The following is a 22,216-nucleotide window of genomic DNA, read 5'->3' as shown; positions in this document are numbered from 1 at the left end:
ACAGCCCGGGCTGTGTCGACGTGTCGTGGTCGAAGAGCACGACGTCGCGCTCCTTGGCGCCGCGCGGGTCGTCGGAGGAGTTCGCCGGGTTGGTGCCGCAGGCGCCGCCGGCACCGCTGACGATGTTGGCGCACCCGGTGTCCTGCGCGTAGATGCCGCTGCCGGTGAGCACCTGGAACCGCCGGCTCGAGATGTCGCCGGTGCGCAGCAGGTTCGCGTTGTCGCCGGCGATCGCGTCGTCGCCCTGACCGCCGTCGATGACGTCGCCCCATCCAGCGGGATCAGCACCGTCACTGCCGCCCGCGACGTTGTGGCCACCGATGAGGTCGTCGTCGCCGTCGCCGCCGGTGATGCGGTCGGCGCCCTGACCGCCGATGATGACGTCTTCGCCGGCGTTGCCGCGCAGCAGGTCGCCCGCGCCGCCGTGGGCGGCGAGCGTGTCGACCGATGTCCACCGGAACGGGTGCGCGGCGAGCGGCATGTTGAGCGGGAGCAGCTCGAGGAAGATGCCGAGCACACCGTTGTACAGGACGGTGGACTCGACTCTGCCGTGGTCGCCGAAGATGAGGTCGTTGCCGTCGTCGCCCGAGACCGTGTCGGCGCCCGTGCCGCCGAAGATGACGTCGTTGGCCGTGCCGCCGAAGATGACGTCGCCCGCGCCCTGGTTGGGGTCGGTCGTCGTGATGAGGTCCCACGTGCCGTTCGCCGCGGCCGGCGTCGCGCCGTCGCGCACGAGACCGTGGTCGCCGAGGATGACGTCGGCCTCCGCGTCGCCGCGGATCGTGTCGGCGCCGTTGCCGCCCAGGACGACGTCACGGTCGTCGCCGCCCGAGATCACGTCGTCGCCGGCCGCCACCCCCGGGTCGGTCGTCGTCACCAGGTGGCGCAGGCCGTCGGGCGAGGCGTACTCGATGCGGCCGTGGTCGCCGAAGATCGTGTCACGGCCGGCGTCGCCGGTGATGGCGTCGGCGCCGTTGCCGCCGGCGATCCGGTCATCGCCCGCGTCACCCGAGATGACGTCGTCGCCGCCCGCGGTGGGCTCGGCGGTCGCGATGACGGTCACGAGGCGCGCCGTCTGGATCCGCACGAACACCGGTCCGCCGAGCAGGTCGGTGCGCTCGAGGGTGACGGCCTGCGTCACGACGCCGTGGTCGCCGAGGATGATGTCGTCGTCGTCGCCCGCGGCGCCCGCGGCGCTGTCCGCCCCTTCGCCGTGCAGCTCGTCGTCTCCGGGGACGAGGCCGTCGGCCATCGGGTGCGTGCTGGCGTTCGCCGTCGGGATGTCGAGGCGGCGCGTGATGACGTCGACGTTCACGCCCGAGTCGCCGTAGATCTGGTCGCTGCCGCGCTGGCCGAGGATGAGGTCGTCGCCCGAACCGCCGGCGAGGTAGTCGTGCGCCTGGCTGCCGATGATCGTGTCGTCGCCCTCGCCGCCGTAGATCACGACGCCGACCGTGGGCAGGGCGCCGGCGGGCACCCCGGCGAACAGCGCGCTCGCGTCGATCACATCGTTGCCGGCGTGCGCGAACGGGTTCGCCAGCGGCAGCCAGAAGCGTTCGTCCTCGTCGGGGATCCCCGGGAAGGAGTCGAACGGCTGTGCGCCGAAGTCTCCCGCGTCCTGGCCGGCCGGGCGGCCCGAGTACCAGACGCCGTCCTGCGACGTGTCGCCGTAGACGACCAGCGGCGAGGCGGGACCGCCGCCGCCGGTGATGATGATCGTGTCGCCGCCGACCACGCCGCCCACGAGCTGGTTGCCGCCGCCGTGCACGACGGTGAGCGATCCGTGCGCGGCGGGCGGGTTCACGATGGTGGCCGGGTCGCCGTCGTCCTCGGGCGCCTGCTGCAGCGTGCCGGTGATCGTGAGGCGGTCGTTGCCCGTGCCGAGCAGCAGGTTCAGCACCTCGATCGTCGAGAGCGCAGCATCCGTCGTGATCCCGGTCACGGTGCCGTCGGCGCCGGTCGCGAACTCGACACGGCCCCACGAAATGCCGCCGGGAACCACCGCGGGCTCGCCGAACGCGGTCGCGCCGTCGACGGTGAAGCCGGCCGGCAGTCCCGTCCCGGTGAGGCTCGTGGAGGTGAGTGTGCGCACGTGGTCCTGCACGCTGGAGTCGTCGTAGATGCTCAGGATGTCGACGTTGCGACCCTCGGGAACGGATGCCGCGTTCCCGATGCCGAGCAGCGCTCCGTCGGTCTCGCCGGGCAGCTTGATGCCGCCTCGCAGCGACCGGTCGGCCCGCGTCGTGCCGCCCTCGATCTGGACCGGACCCACCAGCTGCGACAGCAGGTGCGGCTGCGCTGCGAACGTCTTCACGCCGTCGCGCACGAGCGGCACGTCGAACAGGGCGTCGGCCAGCAGCGACACCGTGACCGGCGTCGCCCAGTTCGCAGCCGTGAAGGTGATGGATGCTGCCACCCGGCGCAGCGTCATCGTGCCGGCGAACGCGCCCAGCGCGGCTTCGGCGGTCAGCTCGATCACGTTGTCGAACGTCGCGTTCGTGCCGCGGATGACCGCGATCTTGTAGGAGGTCGCGCCGCCGTCGAGCGAGATGCGCATGCCCTCGAGGAAGCCGTCCGCGAGGAAGCTGCCGCCGTCGGTGCGCGTGATGCGGCGCGTTCCCGGGTCGATCGTGACGCCGCCGCTGAACAGGCCCGCGCCCGCGGTGCCGATGGCGCGCATCGTGACGCGGCCGCCGAGGACGACGTCGGTGAGCCCGTCGGTGAGGATCGCGATATGCACATCGGCGGTCGGCGGCGTGGTGAGGCGGATCGTGTAGTCGTCACCCGTGCCGCCGCGGACGACGGTCGTCGAGCCGCCGCTCTGCGTCACGATGACGCCTGCGGAGTCGTCGTCGCGAACGTCTGCGTAGAGCGTGCGGTCGGCGAACGCGTAGCCGGCCGGTGCCGACACCAGATGGGCGATGAGGCGCACCCACGTGGGGTCCTGGCGCGTGGCGTCGTCGATCACGACGATGCGGATGCGCACCGGCACGACGTCGCCCGCCGCGAACGTGATCGTGCGGGTCGCGGCATCGAACCGCGAGTCCGAGTTCTCGAGGCGGATCCGGCCGTCCGGCAGGTCGAGCCGGATGACGACGGTGCCGGCCGCGGGTGCGGCCAGACCCACGAGGATCTCGTCGGTGACGCCGTTCGCGCCCTCGAGCACCACGGTCGAGCGGTCCTCGTTCGACGTGCCGGGCGTGACCTCGACGATGACGACCCCGGGCACGTCGTTGTCGCGCACGAGCGCCTCGACGTTGCGGACGGTCGCACCGTCGAACCCGGCGGCGATGTCGGCGGCGTCCGTCGCGATCGTCGTGTGGCTGATGGCGACCACGCGGTCGCCCTCTCCGCGCAGGTCGTCGACGGCGTAGACGTGGATGGTCTGCGGCACGTTCCAGTTCGAGCCCTCGAATACCAGCACGACCGCGCGCTGCGCGGGGTCGACGACGCCGCCCATCTCGACGAGGTGCCGGCGGAAGTCGGCGAACGCGTCGTCGCACTGCGCGGCGGTGCCGGCGCAGAGCCACACGGAGTCGCCGGGGTTCACGCCGAGCCGCTCGGCGACGCCGGGCGAGGCGGCCGACACCGTGACGTACACCTTGCCCACCGGCTGGCGCGCGAGCTTCACGGTGTACGAGTCGAACGACGTCGACCCGCCGCCCTCGCTGACCGAGGTGCCGCCGCCGGACTCCGTGATGACCACGAGCCCCTCGTTCACGCCCGCGACGTGCAGGTCGATGCCGGGCGCGACGATCCCGTCGTAGCGGATGTCGCCCGACGTGACGAGGTGGTCGACCGACCCGCTCGCCCCCTCGATGTCGCGCACCACGATGTCGGTCGAGATGTCGCCGGCGATGTTGATGCGGTCGCTGCCGAGGCCGCCGATCACGCGGTACGAGACGCCGCCGGCGGTCGACTGCACGAAGAACTCGTCCGCGCCCTCGAGGCCGTCGATCTCGACCGACTCCACGGTCGTGTACCGGACGCTCACGCCCGCGCCGTAGATCGCGGATGCCGTGATCACGATGTCGTCGGGGAACTCGGTGCCGAGGATCACGAGCTTGTCGTAGCCCGCTCCGCCGTCCACCGACACCGGCGCGTTCATCGTGTACTGCACCTCGTCGTCACCGCCGCCGGTGCGGATGTCGAGCGGACGACCCGTCGAGAGTCCGATCGCCGGGACCGCTGCGCCGTTCGCCATCAGGATGCGCCCGGTGGCATCCGTCTGCGCGAGCGCGAAGGCGCGGACCACGAAGAGGTCGTTGCCGTCCTCGCCCTCGAGTCGCAGCTCGGCGCGGTTCGAGTAGACCGTGAACCGGTCGTTCCCGGCACCGCCGAGCGCGACGAGCGACGCGCTCACGCCGGGGCTGAGGTAGCCGCGCGTGGTCGGGATGAGGAGCGGGAAGACGTCGGCGGGCGCGAGGCCGGCGGAGGCGTCCCGCGGGGTGCCGTACAGCTGCCCGATCTGGAACTCGTCGTCGCCGGCACCGGCGTCGAGGGTGATGGTCGTCGCGGTGTCGTCGACGGCGAAGACGTCGTCACCGAGGCCCGACTCGACGCTGAGCCGGCCGTTGAGCGCGGCGTCGTAGGTGATCCGCTCGACGCCGCTGCCGAGAGCGGGCGAGGAGCGCAGGCCCTCGACGGTGCCGTGCACGAGGGCGACGAACGCGGGGCTGTGGGCATTCTCGCCGGGGATCGAGGTCACCCGGCGCAGGAGGAAGACGTCCGCGCCGTCGGTGCCGACGATCGTCGCCACGTCGGCGCCGTCGTCGGGTGCGCCCGAGTCGAGGAGGTTGACGATGTAGGTGCGCGAGGCATCCGTCGTCGTCTCGACGCGGTAGGAGTCGGTGCCCTGCTGCCCGTCGAGCGTGAGGGTGTGCTCGGCCGGGTCGTCGGGGGTGCGCAGCGCCAGCACGCGGAAGACGTCCTCGCCGTCGCCGCAGCCGACCTGGAGCACGCCGGGAGCGCAGACGGCGCGGTCGGTCGCCGACAGGTTCTGGCTGCCGTAGACGTGCACCGCGGTGCCGAGGAGCGTCGCCACGAAGTCGAAGTGGTCGGCGTCGATGTGGCCGAAGATCAGCGCGCCGTTCGTGCGGTCCGCTCCGCCGTCGAGGTCGAAGACGCCGCCCAGGCGTCCGGCGAGCGTCATCGTCGTGCCGAAGCCGGCAGGTGCGGTGGCCGCGCTCGCGTGCGTGTCGGCGTTCGCGGCGACGGGCGTCCCCAGCGGGTCGGGATCGGTGGCCGTCGGGGCCGCGGGTCCGCGGTCGGCGTCGCCATGGATGTAGATGGTGCGGCCGGCGACGATGTCGGAGCCGGCGGGGGCGAGGAGGTCGTCGCCCACCCAGAGGGAGATGTCGAGCCCTGCCCAGATGCCGCTGCGCGTCGTGGTCGCGGTGTCGGCGGCGCCGGGGGTCGTGCTGCGCGGCTGCGCCTGGCTGACCAGGCTCGTGCCGCTGACGAGGAGGATGAGGTTCTGCGTGCCCGTCGACGGGGGTCCGCGCACGCCGTTCGTGTCGGGGACCGTGACGCGCACGTCACCGGTCCGCGACGTCGCGGCGAGCAGGCGCAGATCGCCGTCGGTCTCGGTGACGAACACGCTCCCGTCGGCGGAGGCGTAGAGGCGTCCGCCCGTCCCCGTGATCGACGAGGTGTTCACGTCGAGGTCGTCCAGGAACGCGCCGATGCCGCCACCGGTCGCCCGCAGGTCGATGCGCTCGGCGACCACGTCGGCGGCAGCATCCGTCTGTCCGTCCAGAATCGAGCCGGCGCCCGTGACGAGCGCCACGTCGGTGACCTTGGTCGTGTCGAGCTGGTTCGAGGTGACGAGTCCGACGCGCAGGTCGCCGATGGTCTCGAACAGGTACACGCCCAGAGCGGCGGTGGCGTTCAGGATGCCGCTCACCGGCGTGCGCGCGAGGCCCACGGTGTCGAGGAGGTTGATCTCGAGGAAGTCGCTCTCGGTGCCGATCGAGCCGGTCTTCGCGGTGAGCGCGATGTTCACGCCCTCGACGTCGCGCGGGTCGGCCGGGTTGGTGGCCGCGTCGCCCGGGTCGCCGTCGAGCATGTTCACCGCGGCGATGAGGGCGACGTCGGACGTGCGCGAGCGGATGAGGCCGATGCGGAAGTCGTCCTGGACCTCCTCGAGTGTGACCGATCCGTCGATGTCGACGTCGACCCAGCCGGTGCCCGTGCCTCCCGCGGAAGGCGCCCTGAGGTCGATGAAGCCGACGACGTCGATCTGCGGCGCGGTCCCGGCATCCACGGCGTCGGGTCCGTTCGCGAGCGCCTCGGTGTCGCGGATGCGGAGGTGGTCGCCGCCCACCACGCCGGGCGCACCTGCGGCGAGCGGGGCGTCGGCGAAGATCACGAACCAGCCGCCGACGATCTCGGCGAGGAACATGGTGTCGCTCGAGCCGCCCACCGTGACCTCGGTGCGCGGGCGCGGGGCGTTGCGCGCGAGCAGGCGGTACACGCTGTCGATCTCGACGTCGGCGCCCGCGGGGTCGATCGCCGGATCGACGAAGGCGGAGGCGCCGGCGCGGGCGGGGTCGTAGGCGCCGTTGACGTCGTTCACCCCGCGGAAGTGGTGGCGGTGCGGGCGCTGCACCGACCAGATCGACTGCTCGCCGGGCACGACCACGTTCACGTCGGCGGTGCGGGCCGCGGCGCCCTGGCGGATGCCGGTGCGCAGCTCGAGGTCGACGTCGCGGCCGGCGCGCACCAGGTCGAGCGTGACCTCGATCGCCGTCACCGCAGGTTGTCCGGCCGCGGGCAGGGTGCGGTCGACGCCCCGGAGGCTCAGGTACGCGTCGACGCCCGCGACGGCCGCCAGGCGCGGATCGCGCGGGCCCGAGGCCGTGGGGGCGTCGAGCCGCGGGCGGGCGGTGAAGCGCACCAGGTCGACGGCGAGGCGGCGCTCTGCCGATCCGATCGAGCCCTGGGTCGCTTCGAGGTCGAGCAGGTTCGTCACGATGATCGTGCTCGGCGACGACGCCAGGATGTCGCCGAAGAGGTTCACGATGCGCGTGAGGCCGACCGGGTTGTTGATGCGGCCGTTCAGCAGCACGTCGTCGTCGCCGCGCTTCTCGATGTCGACGACGCTCGGGGCGGCCGCGTGGCGCAGGTCGAACTCGAGCGTCACGTGCGAGTCGAGCGGGCCGCCCGACGACCGCAGCACGACGAGCGGCCACGAGCCGAACGCGTTGACGACGTCGATGCCGCCGATGGTGACCCGCTTTCCGGAGCGGTCCACGATCGTCACCGACTCGAGCGTGTCGCGGAACTCGAACGTCGGCCACGGGTCGCTCGCGCGGCCGTCGACGCTGGAGGCGTACCCGTCGCCGTTGTCGATCTCGCACAGCACCTCGTCGGTGGGCGTGCAGGGCGCCTCGAAAAGCACGTTCGCGTAGCCGTCGTTGCGGATCGGGTCGATGACGTAGGCGCCGTCGCCGTCGAGGTCGACCTGCTCACCGATCACCGGCGCGTGGCCGCCGTTGATGGTGATCGCGTTGACCGCGACGACCCTGCCGTCGGCGTCGACGACCAGCAGCGGCGCGCCGTTGAGCCCGCCGAGCACGATGACGTCGGCATCCCAGTCGATCCGGCGCGCCTGCTGGAACGGCGAGCCGCCGTCGTCGCGGTAGCGGTCGGAGTCCGTGGGCATGTCGGGGTAGGTGACGCTCGCGTTGGTGGAGAGCACGTACAGCGCGACATGGCCGGGATCGGCTGCGGCATCCAGCCCCGACGCCGGGTCGGTGCGGCGGGCTCCCGCGATGACGAGCGCGCCCTTCGCGGTGTCGACGGTGGTGTCGATGCGCCCCTCGCCGTTGTTCTCGGCGCGCTGCGGCGGGATGAGGGCGACGGCGAGCCGCATCGCGTTGCGCTCGATGACGATGTTCGCGGTGTGCGCCTTGAGGTCGACGCCGCGGTCGCCGCGGATGATCGTGCCGCCGCCGGCGATCTCGACCGCGACGGTGAGGAAGACGTCGACCTCGGCGTTGGCGAACGCCGTGGCGACGCCGAGCAGGATGGGGTTGACGCCCAGCGCCTTCGCTGTCGCGTTCGCGAGGATGCGCGATACGAACGCGTCGAGGTTCACCGTCTCACCGGTCAGGCGCACGCCCGTGCCGACGACGACGCGCGAGGTCGAGGCATCCGTTCTCGATCCGATCCTGACGCCCCGGTCGTCGTTGGTGTTGTCGGAATCCGCACCTGCCCCGATGCCCCACGACTCGGTATCGGACAGCGTCCGCCCGTTCGTGGCGAGGTCGGTGCGCACGATGACGTGGTGACCGGCGACGATGACGGCGCTCGCGCCGATCGTCGCGGTGGTGTCGTTGTCGATGCGGGCAGTGGTCTCGGCGATCTTCGCCGAGATCGCGCCGCCACCCTTCGACGAGGCCGTCGCCGAAATGCGGTGATCGGATGCCGCGGAGAGAAGCACGTCGGCCCCGGCGGCGATGTCGGACCCGGTGCCGATCGACACGTCGGTGGTGGCGGTGTCGAACACGGTGTCGGCATGCGCCTCGCCGACGGCGACCCCGCCGCCGCCCGCGCTGTTCGCGTACGCGACCGACCGGGTGCGGCTCGACGCGACGACCTGGACGGACTGCCCGGCGCGCACCGTGACGGTGCCGAGGAACGCGTTCACCGTGGGAGAGCCGTCGACGCGCGCACTCGGCACGTCGATGCCCACGATGATGCCGGCCGATCCGCCGTTGACGGTCGCGCCGGTCGCGCCATCGCCGGCGGCAGGTGCGAGGTCGGCGAGCGGCTCGCCGCCCGGGCCGCCGAGCGTGTGCGTGCCGGCCGGCAGCGACGGGCTGGTGAGGTGCGCGGAGATGACCTGGCTGCCGGAACCCGCCTTGAGGTCGACCTGCACGAGGCCGAACCGGTGGAGACCGGCGGCCGCGTCGCCGAGGGCGATGGCGGCTCCCCCGAGCGTGGCCGCGAGCGCGACGCTCGAGCCGTCGGCCGCGCGGCCCACCGTGTAATAGGTGTGCCCGTCGCGCAGGCCGGGCAGCGCCTTCTGCAAGGAGGCCGTGGCGCTGTCGTCGGAGACGGGCGAGATGGCGAGCGCCTGGGCCGGGTCGTTCGTGCACCCGACGGCGTGGCAGAGGGTGTCGGCGAGCTGGATGAGGCCGTTCGCCTGCACGATGGCGTAATAGGTGCGGCCGTTCACCAGGCCCGCGATGCCGGTGCCGTAGTAGACGAGCGCGTCGCCGGTGTGCAGGGTCGCCGTCAGGTCGGTGCCCAGGAAGATGTTGTTCGCCCCGTTGTTGTGCGCCACGACGGTCTTGCCGTTCACCGTGGCGGTCTCGGGCACCCAGACCTGGCCGCCGCCCTCGGGCTTGTCGACGAGGTGCAGCGTGACGTCGACCGCCCCGGCGATGAAGTCGGCGACGTACGGCGCGTGGTACTGGACCGCGGTGCCGTTGGGAAGGGCGCCGAGCGTGCCGTCCTGCAGGCGCCCGTCCGTGACGGCGGGAGCCAGCGGCGTCTCGGTCGAGGCCGTCGCCGCCGCGGCGGTCGTCATGAGCTTGATGCGATAGTCGTCGATCCTGCGCACGTAGAACGTGGTGCTGCCCGGTTGCGCGCACGTGCCGGTGGTGGCGCCCGCGCTCGCGATGATGGAGGCGCCGCCGCGGGCGTCGTAGACGACGCAGTCGCCGCTCACGAACCCGTGCGCCGATCCGAACGTGATGATCTCGGATGCGGGGTCGACGGTAGAGGCGTTGAAGATCGCGCCGAGCCGCATCTGTCCCGCGACACCCGTGTCGATGACCGTGTAGCGCGCGCCCTTGTGGAGTCCGAGGATTCCGGTGCCCGTGGCCTGATACGTGACCACGCTGCCCTCGGCGATGCCCGGGTAGGTGAAGGTCACGGTGTCGTTCAGCGCGTCGACGGCCGTGATCTGGTCGGTCACCGGCTGTGCCGCACCGCCGTCGTCCGTGAGCACCGCTTCCACACGCACCGTGCCGCCGGCGTGGATCACCGTGCGGGTGATGGCCCCCGCGGTGCCGATGTACGCGTCGAGGTCCGGGCCGATCGCCGCGTGCGCGTACGGGACGCCGACATCGACCCCGCCGCCGCCGTAGGCGTTGCCGGTCGCGTCGGCCTCGGCGCGTGCGCGGGCGGTGACGGTGACGCCGCCGGTGATGGGCACCGGCGCGGACGCGACGCTGAAGTCGCCGATCACGACGCCGTCGCCGATCCACGCCTTCACGACCGGCTTGGTGGTGGCGGCGGCCTCGGTGCCGCGCACTCCGATGAGACCGCCCGAGCCGACGACGACGGTCGCCGTGCTGGTCGCCGAGAGCAGGTCGGCCGTGACGGTCACGCCGAGAGCCCGCAGGATGGCGGTGTTGCCGAGGATGCCGGCCTCGGTCGAGCCCGTCTGGTTCGCGCTCGCGATCAGGAAGCTGACCGCCGCCGCGCCGCCGGCACCGCCGTGCGAGTACGCCGAGAGGGTGCGCGACGATGTGGCCAGGAGCGAGATCGAGCCCCCCGTCGCGAGAGTCGTGGTGGCGCCGGCGGCCGAGCCGAGGAGCGCGTGGGTGTCGACGTCGACGTCGACGTCGACGCGGGCACCGGATCCGCCGAAGATGCCGATCGCGACGGCGACGAGCTCTGCCGTCGCATCGACGGTGTCGGAGGCGGCGATCTCGAGCGAACCCGCCTCGATCCGCACCGCGTCGCGGACGGCCGCGAGCACGAGCCCTGCGATCGTGATGTGCACGACCACCGCGCCGACGGCGATCACCAGGCCACCGGCGCCCCCTGCGGCGTGCGCGACGACCGTCGGGGTGAACGTGGAGGCGACCCGCACCGTGCCGGTCGCATAGATCAGCGTGCCGCGACGCACCTCCGCCGACGCGACCGAGGCGGCCGAAGCACCGATCGTGATGACCAGGACGCCGGCGGCGATGCCCACCCCCGCGCCGCCGTTTCCGAGCGCGAGCACGTTGACCGAGGCGTTCGCGAATTCGTGGACGCTCGCCGTGTGGGTCGCCGAGACCGACACCGATCCGACGGAGCTGCCGGGCCGGCCCACGTGCGAGTTCGTTCCGAGGTAGGCGGTGGCGCCGCCGCCGTCGGTGACGACGACGATGCCTGCACCCGCGCCGACACCGACGATGAAGGAGCTGCCGATCGCATACGCCGAGATCGTGAGCAGGAACTGCTTGCCCGCGGTGAGGGTCACGGCACCGCCGGCGAGGATCGTCGCGCCGGTGACGGCCCCGTCTTCGAGGTACGCGGCCGCGGTTCCGCCGTCGTAGACGACCGCCACGGTCACGCCGATCCCGACGAGGAGCGAGAGCCCCGTCGTGATCGCGAGCACGTCCAGCTCGTCGCGCAGGTTCGCGGCGATCGCGACGTCGTGGGCGGCGGTGAGGGTCGCCCCCGAGCCGACGAAGGCCGAGACGTTCTCGTTCACCGTCGCCACCGACACCGAGACACCGCCGCCGAAGGCGCCGAACCCGAAGCCGCCGGTCACCTGCGTGAAGTCGAGACGGCTGCGGGCGTCGATGCGGATGTCGTGGCCGGCGCTGAGCGTGGCGCCCCGGCCGACGAACGCCGCCGTTCCCGCCGGGATGTCCGCCTCCTGGGGAGGTGCCGTGCGCGACCCGGCGATCACGCCCGCGGGGGATGCCGCGCCGAGCGAGCCGTTCGCCGAGCTCGCGGCATCCTGCAGCACTCCCGCGTTCGCGCGGCCGTGACCGGCGCCGCCGACCTTGCCGATCTCGGTCGAGGCGGATCCGCCGCCGATGAGGGTGTCGGCGTTGGTCAGCGTCTGGCCGGCGCCCTTCGCGCCCAGCGCGTCGTACGTCGGGTTCGTCGCGTTGCCGTTCTCGTCCTGGTCGGCGTAGCCGTACGTGCCCACGAGGTCGCCGGCGATGACCCACACCGAGATCGCCGCCCCGAGCGCGGCGGCACCGCCTGCGGCGCTCAGCGCGAAGGTGCGGATGTAGCGGTCGGCGAGGGCGGCCACGGCGATGTCGCGCCCGGCCCGCACGTCGCTGCCCGCGATCCACGCGGTGGTGTCGCTGTTCACGACGCCGACGTCGACGCCGCCTGCGAGCCCGATCATGCCGATCGCGAGTCCGCCGGCGATGACCAGCACCGTGAGATCGTCGACGGCGACGACGCGCACGTCCTGCGTGGCGGAGGCGTTCGGGGTGGCGGTGTTGATGCGCGCGCCGCCCGCGATGTACGCCCGCGTGTCGGCGTTGATCACCTCGACGGTCACCGCTCCGGCGATGCCGGCGGAGAACCCGGCGCCGGCGGCGACCGCGACCGACACGACGTCCTCGCGGCTGACGGCGGTGACGATGACGCCGGTCGCGGTGGTGTGCCCGAAGGCCCCATCGCCGGCGAGCGTGCCGTCGTGGACGTCGATGGCCGCACCGTTGCCGGAGGCGTCGACGGTGGCGGCGCCGATCCAGGCCCGTGTCGACTTGGTGAGCACCGTCACACCGACGCCCGCTCCGGCGCCCGCTCCGCCCGCGCCGATGCCGGCGCCGATCGTGATGAGGTCGATGTCGGTGGCGTCGAACGCGGCGACCAGCACGCTGCCGCCCGCCGTGACCGCGGCCCCGTCATCGATCGAGGCCCACGTCGTGGAGTCGAGGAAGAGCACGCCGACCGCGCCGCCGAACCCGACGGCGCCGACCCCCATGGCCACGACGATGACGAGCGTCTCCTCGTTCGCGTCGGCGCGGACGATCACGTCGCCTGCCGCGGTCACCACCGCGTTCTTGCCGATGCGTGCGGTGGTCTGGGCGGTGACGACGGCCACCTGGATGCCGGGGGTCGCGGCGACCCCGCCGCCCGACGCTCCGCCGGCGATGCCGAGCAGCTGGTAGTCGTCGGCGGCGATGACGAGCACGTCGCCGCCGGAGGAGAGCTGCGCGAGGTCGTCGACCTCGGCGTTTGTCGTGGCGTTCAGGACGTGCACGAGGGCCGAGATCTGGACGCCGAAGAACAGGCCGCCCGACGCCCCGATGCCGTACATGCCGATGTCGTCGTGGCTCAGTGCGGTGACGGCGACGCCGGTGAAGCCGGGGCGCGCGTTCTCCCTGACGGTGCGGTCCTGGGTGAGCTGCGGCGAGGTGAGCGGGTTCTGCGAGGTGTCGCTGCCGTGCTGGGACTGGTCGTACCCGACGTCCTGGTTGGTGAGGCACGGCGCTGTCACCTGGTGCGGGTCGCGCGTGCCCCCGTTGCAGGCGTTCGCCGCGAGCAGCTCCGACAGTCCGTCCTCGACCGTGACGCCGGGGCGGAGGGCCCGGCCGACGACCACCGCGCGCGAACCGATCACGGCCTCCGTCGTCTTGGTCACAACCGGCACGACGAGCGCGCCGCCGACGCCGCCGATCTCGATGCCGACCGCGAGGTTGCCCGAGACCACTTCGACCCGCAGAGCGGAGGATGCTGCGACCTGCACGCTCCCGTCCGCCCGCACCGTCGTCGGGGTCACCGCCGCCGGGGTCCCGGCGATCGTGGCCTTCGTGGTGACGTCGATGACGTACACCCCGACCGTCCCCGCGACCGCGACGTCGCCGCTCACGGCCCCGGCGATCGCGACTCCCACGACGAGCTCGGTCGAGACGGCGATCACCCGCACGTCTGCCTGCGCCTGCACCTCGGCGCCGGCGCCGATCCATGCCTGCGTGTCCTTGGTGAGCACGCCGACGGTGAGCCCCGCGCCGATGCCCACGCTGCCGGATCCCGCCGCCGCACCGGCCGCCGTGACGTGCACGGTGCGGTCGGAGGCGAGGACGAACACGTCCTGCCCGATGTTCTCGGGGCCGGCCGTCGTGTTCACGCGGGCGCCCGCGCCGATCCACGCGTGGGTCTCGCGGTCGATGACGGTGACCGCTCCGCCGCCGGCACCCGCGACCTCGCCGGCGCCCGCGAGCCCGATGCCGACCGTGACGACGTCCTCGGTCGCGGTGGCCACGACCGCGACGCCGCGACGGATCACGGTCTGACCGCGGCCGTCCGGCACTGCGAGGGTCGCATTGCCGCGGGCGTCCACGACCGCGCGGTCGCCGATGGAGGCGCGCACGGTGCTCACGTCGATCTGCAGCGGCACCGCCACGCCTGCGGCGTTGTCGCCGACGGCGATGCCGCCCGCGACGGCCACGGCGGTGAGGTCGTCCGCTGCGGCGACCAGGATGCTGCCGCCCGCAGTGACGGGCCGGCTGCCCGTGATGCGCGCGACGATGTCGTGCATGATCACGTTGATCGAGATCGAGCCGCCCACCGCGAGGTCGTTGCCGCCGGCGGCGCCCACCGTGACGCTGACGATCGTCGACGTGAAGGCGGGGCTGCCCTCGGTGCTCGGGTCGCCCGGGATGCCGATGACGAGCGCGCTGCCCGTGCCGGTGTCGAGGGACACGGAGCTGGGCACCCCGGTGTTCGCCGGCAGATAGCCCGCCGTCACGACGATGTTGCGACCTGCCGTGACCTGCGCGTCGTCGATCGCGGCGATGATCTGGTCGAGCTCGCCGTCGACGGTGGCGGTGTCGCTGTTGGTGTGGTCGGGGTTGGCCGGGTCGAAGCTGCCGCCGATGAAGTTGTACGCGAACGATGCGCCGACCGCGACCCCGCCGAACGCGATGCCGACACCGCCCGCGATCACGATGAGCGTCACCGACTCGGCCGCCGTGACGAGCACGTCGCGGCCGGCCTGCACCGCCGGGCTGTGCGCGACGACGGCGGTGAGGGTGTTGGCGATCGAATTGACGGTGACGGATCCGCCGATCGCGAAGCCGTTGTCGCCGGCGAGCGCCCCGCCCACCGCGATCGCGACGAGCGTGGCCGTCGAGCGTGCGGCGACGGTGATGTCGGATGCTGCGCCCCGCGCGAAGACCGACACCCCGTCGATGCGCGCCGAGATGACGTCCGAGATGAGGTTGTAGCTGATGGCCGCGCCGACGGCGGGGCCGCTGGTCGCGAGCGCGACGCCGCCGGAGAGCGACACGATGACCGAGGCATCCGTCGCCGTCACCGACACCGGGCCCTGCGCGTCGATGACCGAGGCGCCGATCGGCGACGACGACACGGTGTCGACGATCTCGGCGATGATCCGGTTGTCGATGATGTTGATGAGGAGCGAGCCCGACGCGGCGATGCTGTTGCCGGTGGACGCCGAGGCCGTGACGCCGACCGCGACACCGCCGATCTCGGCCTTCGAGGTCGCCTCGACCGTGACCTTGCCGTTGGTGGTGAGGTCGACGTCGTCGAGTCGCGCTTCGACGTCTCCCTGGATCTCGTTGTACCCGACGGCGGCGCCGATCGCGCTTCCGGTCGTGACCGCGATCGCGCCGCCCAGGGCGACGATGCCCGAGTCGTCGGTGGCCGCGACCGTGACGTCGAGCGTGTTCGTGGAACTCGTCGCTCGGAGGATCGTGCTGCGGGTGATCTCGGCGATCGTGCGGTAGACGAGCAGGTTGACCGCGAATTGGAAGGCGCCGCCGATGTGCGCCTGGGCGTCGGCGGCGAGGCCGACCCCGGCGCCGATCGCGTAGATGCGCTGACCGGTGTCGTCGTTGAGGCTCTTCGCGGTGACCGACAGCACCTTGCCGCCGATCGTGAGCGTCGAGCCCGAGATGCGCGCGCTCGAGATGAGGGGTCGCGCCTCGGTGCCGAGCAGGTTGAGCGCCAGGCCCAGTCCGATGCCGACCGCACCGCCGAACCCGATGCCGCCGCCGACGGCGACGATGCGCGTGCCGTCGCGGCCGGCGACCACCACGTCGGACGCGATGACGCCGCGCACGTTCTGCACGACAGCCTCGGTGGTGCCGTAGACGGTGTTGAACGAGAAGGAGCCCGCGACCGAGACCGACTCGGTGCCGGCCGCCGCGGCCATGCCGGCCGAGACGCTGATCAGGTCACCGGTGCGGGTGGCCTGCACGACGAGCGATCCGTCGGTCGTGGTGAGGTCGGTGGCGACGATGAAGGCCCGGGTCGTCGCATCGATGAGGTTCACGCTGAGCGCGCCGGCGAGCGCCGCGGCGTTCGTCTTGGCGCCCGCCACGAGCGCGGCGCCGCCGGTGATCGCCCGCTGCCAGAAGTCGTCGAGCGCGGTGACGGTGACGCTTCCCGCGGTGAGATGCCCCGCGTCGGCGATCGACGCCTGCGTCGTGTCGACCACGACGTTCACCGCGATCGCCGCGGCGACGGCAGCCTGCGACTGCGTCGCGGGCTGGGCGTTGCCGCCGAGGAGCTGCAGCGCCTTGGGCGATGCGCCCGCGGGCGGCGTGGGCTGGGGCGCTGCGGGTCCGGAGAAGGCACCCGCCACCGTGAAGGCCCACAGGTCGCCATCGAGCTTCGCCAGCACGTCGACGACGCCGGTCACCGCGATGTTCGCGTTCGGCCGGGCCGTCGCAGTGCTGGTGGCCGAGGCATCCGGATTCCCGATCACGGCCTTGGTCGTGCGGTGCAGGTCGTTGATCGCCAGGGAGAACCCGACACCGAGCCCGGTGCCGAACGCGACCGCGCCGACCCACGTGACCTGGGTCATCAGGTCGCCCGCATACAGGCGCACGTCACGACCGGTCACCAGGGCGTTCGCACCGAGCTGCACCAGCGTGTCGCTGCGCTGGCCGATGTAGGCGACCGAGCCTGAGATCGTGAATGCGCCGCCATTGCTGCCGGACTGCACGAGATCGATGTGGAACAGCGCCTCTTCGGCTTTCATGTTGAAGCCGCCGTCGGCGCCGCTGAAGATGCGCGCGCCGTCCTGCACGATCGCGTGCGTGGTGTTGTCCTGCACGAAGATGAGGAACGCGCCTCCCGCGCCGCCCTTCTTGCCGCCCCCGCTCACGGACGGCGTCTCGAGCCGCTCCTTGACCTTCACGTCGGCGGTGTCGAGATCGAGGTCGGGAAGCGAGAAGTTGCCGGTCATCGACAGCAGCTGCTGGTAGTTCGTCGCCTCGACCGACACCGTCTGCTCGCCGGTGTTGTTGATGTGCGTCGCGTTGATGGCCTCGGGGTCGGCGGCGTCGGTCGAGCGCCACTTCGCGTCCTGGTTGATCCAGGCGCCGCCCTGCACGGTCGCCGTCGAGATGTTGGTGAGCACCAGCACCGCGAGCGAACCGGCGAGCGCGATCTTGTCGGCGGTCGCGGTGGAGGTCGTCCACGCGTTGAACATGCCCTGGAGCCCGAGGGTGGTGTTGAGGTACTTGAGCACCGCGTCGGGACCCTCGCTGCGCAGGCGGTCGATGAACTCGCTCCACGACAGCGGGATGTACTCGTCGAACCGCACCAGGAACGGGTAGCTCACGTCGGAGATCACGCGCGTGGCGCGCAGCCCGTCGACCTTCGCCCCGGTCTTCACGGTGGCGATCGCCGTGTTGTCGAAGTTCGCGACGGACACCGCGACGCTGATGGCCGTGTCGGCGCTCGACCCGGCCAGGCCGCCGGCGGCGTCCGTCTGCGGCTCGATGCTGCTGTTCGCGCTGATCGTGTAGCGCTGCGCGATCGTCGCCTTGATCTCGAGGTCTTCGCCCGACTTCACGACGGCCGTGGACCCGATCGTCGTCTCGACGTGGTGATCTGCGTCGATGACCGCCAGCGCCCCGGCGACGGCCAGTGGCGGCGGCGACCCCAGTCCGGCGGCCGGAGCGTGCGCGCCGAACGCGAACGCCGCAGCATCGAACAGCTGGTTGACGAAGTTGCCGGAGAAGGACTCTTTGAGCAGGGCCCACCACGTCACCGGGTGGCCGGTGTCGGCGAGGCCGGCAGCCGCGCTGGAGGAGTCCTTCGCCTCGAGCTTGGCGAGGATGCCGACGCCCGTCGCGAAGCCGGTGTCGAGCACGTGCTTGGCGGCGAAGGAGTAGCCGCCCGCCTGCGCCGGGCCGATGTCGATGAGAACGCCGCCGCGGGCCTCGTTCTCGGTCTCGGCGAGCCCGATCACCTGCGCGTCGGCGAAGCGCGTGTTGCCCTGCAGGTTGGTCTGGTTGGTGCTCGCGACGACGTAGTACGTGGCGCCGTCGACGAGGCCGTCGATCTTCGCGCCGCCCTTCTGGTGGTACACCACCGCCTGGCCGAGCTCGAACGTGTTGAACACACCGCCGGTCCAGTGCAGCGTCACCGTGTTGGCGCCGGTGTCGACGTCGGCCGCGGTGAAGTCGCGCGTGTTGTTCGTCGTCGCGGGGAACCCTGCCTGCGTGAGGTCGACGGTGAACTGCTGCAGGCACACGAGGTACGCGAGATACGCCGCGTGGTCGTCGCCGTCGGCGCTGCAGGTCGCGGCGCGCACCGCGGCCTGCTCCGACGAGGCCAGCGCGATGAATTCCGATTCGTTGAGGTCGAGGGTGGTCGGGTCATCGGCCATCCACACGACGAAGTAGGTGCGTCCCTCGACGAGCCCGCCGATGTTGCTCCCACGGCGCGGGCTGTAGGTGACGGTGTCTTCGGTGACGAGGCCGTGCATGCCCACGTGGATGCGGTCGTACGCGTAGTCGACGTACCCGACGTCCTTGATGTTCGTGACGAGCGGGTCGATCTCGATCTTCACGGTCGAGCAGCCGGTGAGTACGCCCGCGAGGTCCTCGCACGGGGTCATGTGGGCGATGACCGTGCCGTTCACGACGGTGGTGATGTCTGCCTTCGACAGCTCGATGGCGAAGGCGAGTCCGGCCGATCCGTCGGCGTACATGCCCGACTCGGCCTCGGCCTCGGACTCGACCGCTCCGCCGGCGACGAGGTTGGCGGTCTTGCCGGCCTCGATCACGGCGCCCACGGCGACGTCGATGTGCGAGTTCGCGACCGCGTTGCTCACCGCCACGGCGATGGCCACCTGCGTGCCGCCCGGGTTCGCGAGACTCTTGATCTCGCGTTCGGTCGAGCTGCTGAGCGAGGCACTCGCGTTGGCGGTGGCCGTGATCACGATCGCGGCGGTGCTCGTGATGAGCGCGTCCTTCTTGACGATCACCGTGGCGGTCGCCGTGGCCTGCACGAAGCCGGCGCTCACGAGGCTGCCGCGCGCGGTGCCGCTCGCGACGGCCGCCGCCGTGGCGTACATGCCGACGGTGTCGTCGCCGATGAGCTGGGCGCCGACGCCGATCGTGATCGTGGCGGTCGACTTCTTGAGGAGCAGCTTGACCGGGAGGGCGATGATGCTGCCGAGGAGGCCCGTGAGCGGGTCGAGCACGTAGCTGCCGACCTCGCGCGCGACGCCGAGGTACTCGGCGAGGCTGCGGTCCTCGGCCTGCGCGATGAAGAAGATGCCCGTCGCGTGGATGGTCGCGCCGTCGCCGATCGTGATCGACACGTTCCGGTCGGTCGCGTAGACGGGTGAGAGGTTCTCGGCGAACGCGCTGCCGATCTGCCGGGCGCGGAAGGTGACCCAGCCGGCCCCGGTGTCGATCGCGACGTTCGCGTTCACGGTGATGTGCGCGGCGTAGATCTCCATCACGCCGTCGTTGGTCGAGACGTCCCCCGTGAAGGTGACGCTGTCGGCCTCGGGGTCGTCGACGAAGATCGGCATGTCGTCGCTGAGCCGGCGGTTGCCGTAGACGACGAACGTGGCCTCGCTCGCCCAGCCGGCCGCGAGGCCGGTGACGACGATGGTGTCGGCGCCGTCGAGCCCCTCGACCACGAGCGAGGCGCTCGGCACCGCGAATTCGATCACGGTGGTCACGACTTGGGTGATCGGGTCGTACCAGCCGTGCGAGCCGTAGTCGACGCGCATCCGGTTCGGGTCGGTGGGGTGCGCCGAGATGGTGATGGTGTCGTTCGACGGGGTGCCGGTGATGCGCACCGTGTCGCCGCCGACGGTGAGGAAGGGGGTCTGCGTGTCGAGGCCGGTGTAGGCGATCACCCGGCCATAGAGCGACGCGGTGCCCGCAGCATCCGTTCCGGTGACGTTGTAGAGCGCGCCGCTGATGCTTCCGCACAGGACGACGCAGGAGATGACCAGGATGTCGGTGCCGCCGCTGCCGCCGGCGACCGAGCCGATGGAGCCGGTGCCGACGACGTCGAACACGTCGGCGTTGTTCGCGGTGCCCACGAGGTTCTCGATGGACGAGAAGGCGATGCCGGCGACCGTGCCGGAGTTCGCGCCGTCGACCGTCCAGCGCACGCTCGCGTCGGGGGGACCGCGGATCGAGTCGGAGCCGCTCGCGGAACCCACCAGCTCGTCGATGCCCGAGAAGGTGCCGAAGCCGACGACCACGTTGACGGGCGGGACGTACGACAGCGTCACGTCGATGCCTCCGGCGAACGGCGACGCGGCACTGGCCGCGATGACCTGCACGCTCACGGTGCGCGACTCACCCGGCAGGCCCGGCGCCGAGATCCCGAGCACCCGGAACAGGATCCAGGCCGACGGGTCGTCCACACCCGAGATCAGCAGCTGGCCGCCGCTCTGCGACGTGTCGATGCGATCGATGGATGCCGCGACCGACGCCCCCGCCGCGTCCGTGGTGCTGATCACGACCTGGGTCGCCTGGTTCTGATCCGGGGTGTTGAGCCGCACCGTCCCGGCCGCGGGCGCCCCCGCGGTGGCGGCGGAGAACGCGGTCGCGATGTCGACCGCGCCGCCGGCGAGGATGGCGACGATCTGGCCGCCGCGGGCCGAGAAGTCGAGCACGTCGACGGGCGCCGCCGCAGCGTCTGCGACCGCACCGCCTTCGACGCCGCCCGAGAGCGCGCCGCCTGCCAAGACCTTGAAAGTGTCGTCGGCATTGCCGCCTACGAGGGTGCCGATACCGGTGAACGGCGTCGTACCGAGGGTTCCGGCATCCGCTCCCGACACGGTCCAGGTGTTCGCGACGTCGGGGCCGACGAGCGTGTTCGCGCCGCCGCCGCCCGCGATCGAGCCGATCGAGCCGGTGCTGCGCATCGCGAACGCGTCGGCACCCGAGCCGCCGACCACGGTGTCGATGCCGCTGAACGAGATGTCACCCGTGAATCCGGTGCCCGGCCCGTCGATCACCCACTGTGTGTCGGCAGCGCCGCCCGCAAGGGTGTCGGTGCCGGTGCCCTGCAGGCGCTCCGCGCCGGTGAAGGCGACGGAGGCCGCACCGGCCGTGAGCACGCCGGCCCCGGCTCCGGTGAGGGTCCACTGCACGCTGCCGGCGGGGCCGGTGACGGTGTCGCTTCCCGCGCCGCCGTCGAACGTGATCCCGATGCCGGCGAGCGCCGCGAGCGCCGCCGCGGTGAACACGACGGTGTCGTCGCCGCTCGAGCCGACGATCGCGAGGGCGCTGATCGTGTCGAGCGCCCGACGCTCCGACCCGATCACGAGGTCCGCGCCGTCGACCGTGACCGTGACGGTGCCCGCGATCGAGATCGACCACGGGGTGGCGGTGGCCAGCGCGGTGACGGTGAGGGATGCCTCGGGGGTGGCCGGCTGCGCCGCTGTCGGGTCTTCGGCCGCCACGTCGGCGGTCGCGGGGTCATCGGCCGCGGGTGTCGCGACGGACTCGGCGGCCGGGTCGGTCGTCGCCGCGGGGGCAGCCGCTGCCGGGTCCACGACGAGCGCCGGTTCCGCGGCCGGCGCTTCCGCCGGGGCAGGGGCGGGTTCGGCCACCGGAGGCGCCGCCGGCTCGGTCGCGCCCGGGTCGGTCGCGGCGGGGTCGCCGGTCACCGCGTCGGTCGCCGCGGTCAGCGGCAGCTCCGCACCGGCGGCCAGCGCACGGAGCACGCCGACCCGGGCACCGGCGTCGACGCCGCGCGTGAGGTGCCGCTCGCCGGGCCGGAGGCTCTCGTGCATGATCGCGTCGGCGCGGTCCAGGTCGGCGCGGCCGAGCAGGTGCCCGATCTCGTGCGCGAGCACCGTCTGCAGGTCGAAGCGTCCCGCCGCCGGGCTGGAGTCCGAGGCTCGTGCGACGTCGCCCGAGCGCTGCGTGAACTCGCTCGAGGTGGACGGGGTGCTGTCGACGAACCAGCCGCGGCCCGCAGCATCCGTGTCGATCGTGATCGTGCGGCCCGACGTGACCGCGAGCCGGTCGCCGCTGACGTCGCCGATGCGGACGACGGCGCCCGCGAGGCCGGTCTCGCCCCACATCTGCAGGGCGGCTGGAAGCACCGCGTCGATGTCGGCGGGAGTGAGGTCAGGGATCACGGAGGAGGAGCCGACGGGCGCGGCGGAGCGGAGTGCGAACTCGTCGGCGACGGCCGCAGGAGGGACCATGAGCGGGGTGATCGCCATCGAGAGCGAGACGGTGGCGGCGACCGCTGCGGAGCGCGCGCGGGACAT

General features: G+C 72.2%; 1 protein-coding gene (only partly in view). It reads right to left on the bottom strand.

Features of this window, described 5'->3' with window-relative positions; all coding sequences use genetic code 11:
• Window positions 1-22,216: the 5' portion of a Calx-beta domain-containing protein gene (locus ACFC1K_RS02265; RefSeq protein ID WP_375870249.1), read on the bottom strand. 5,705 nt of this gene lie to the left of the window's left edge; only the first 22,216 of its 27,921 coding nucleotides appear in the window; its start codon is at window positions 22,214-22,216; its stop codon lies beyond the left edge, outside the window.

The organism is Microbacterium sp. NPDC056057, assembly GCF_042266945.1.
Lineage (GTDB): Bacteria > Actinomycetota > Actinomycetes > Actinomycetales > Microbacteriaceae > Microbacterium > Microbacterium trichothecenolyticum_C.
The sequence above is the reverse complement of the archived record's forward strand: the minus strand, read 5'-3'. Positions and strand labels throughout refer to the sequence as shown.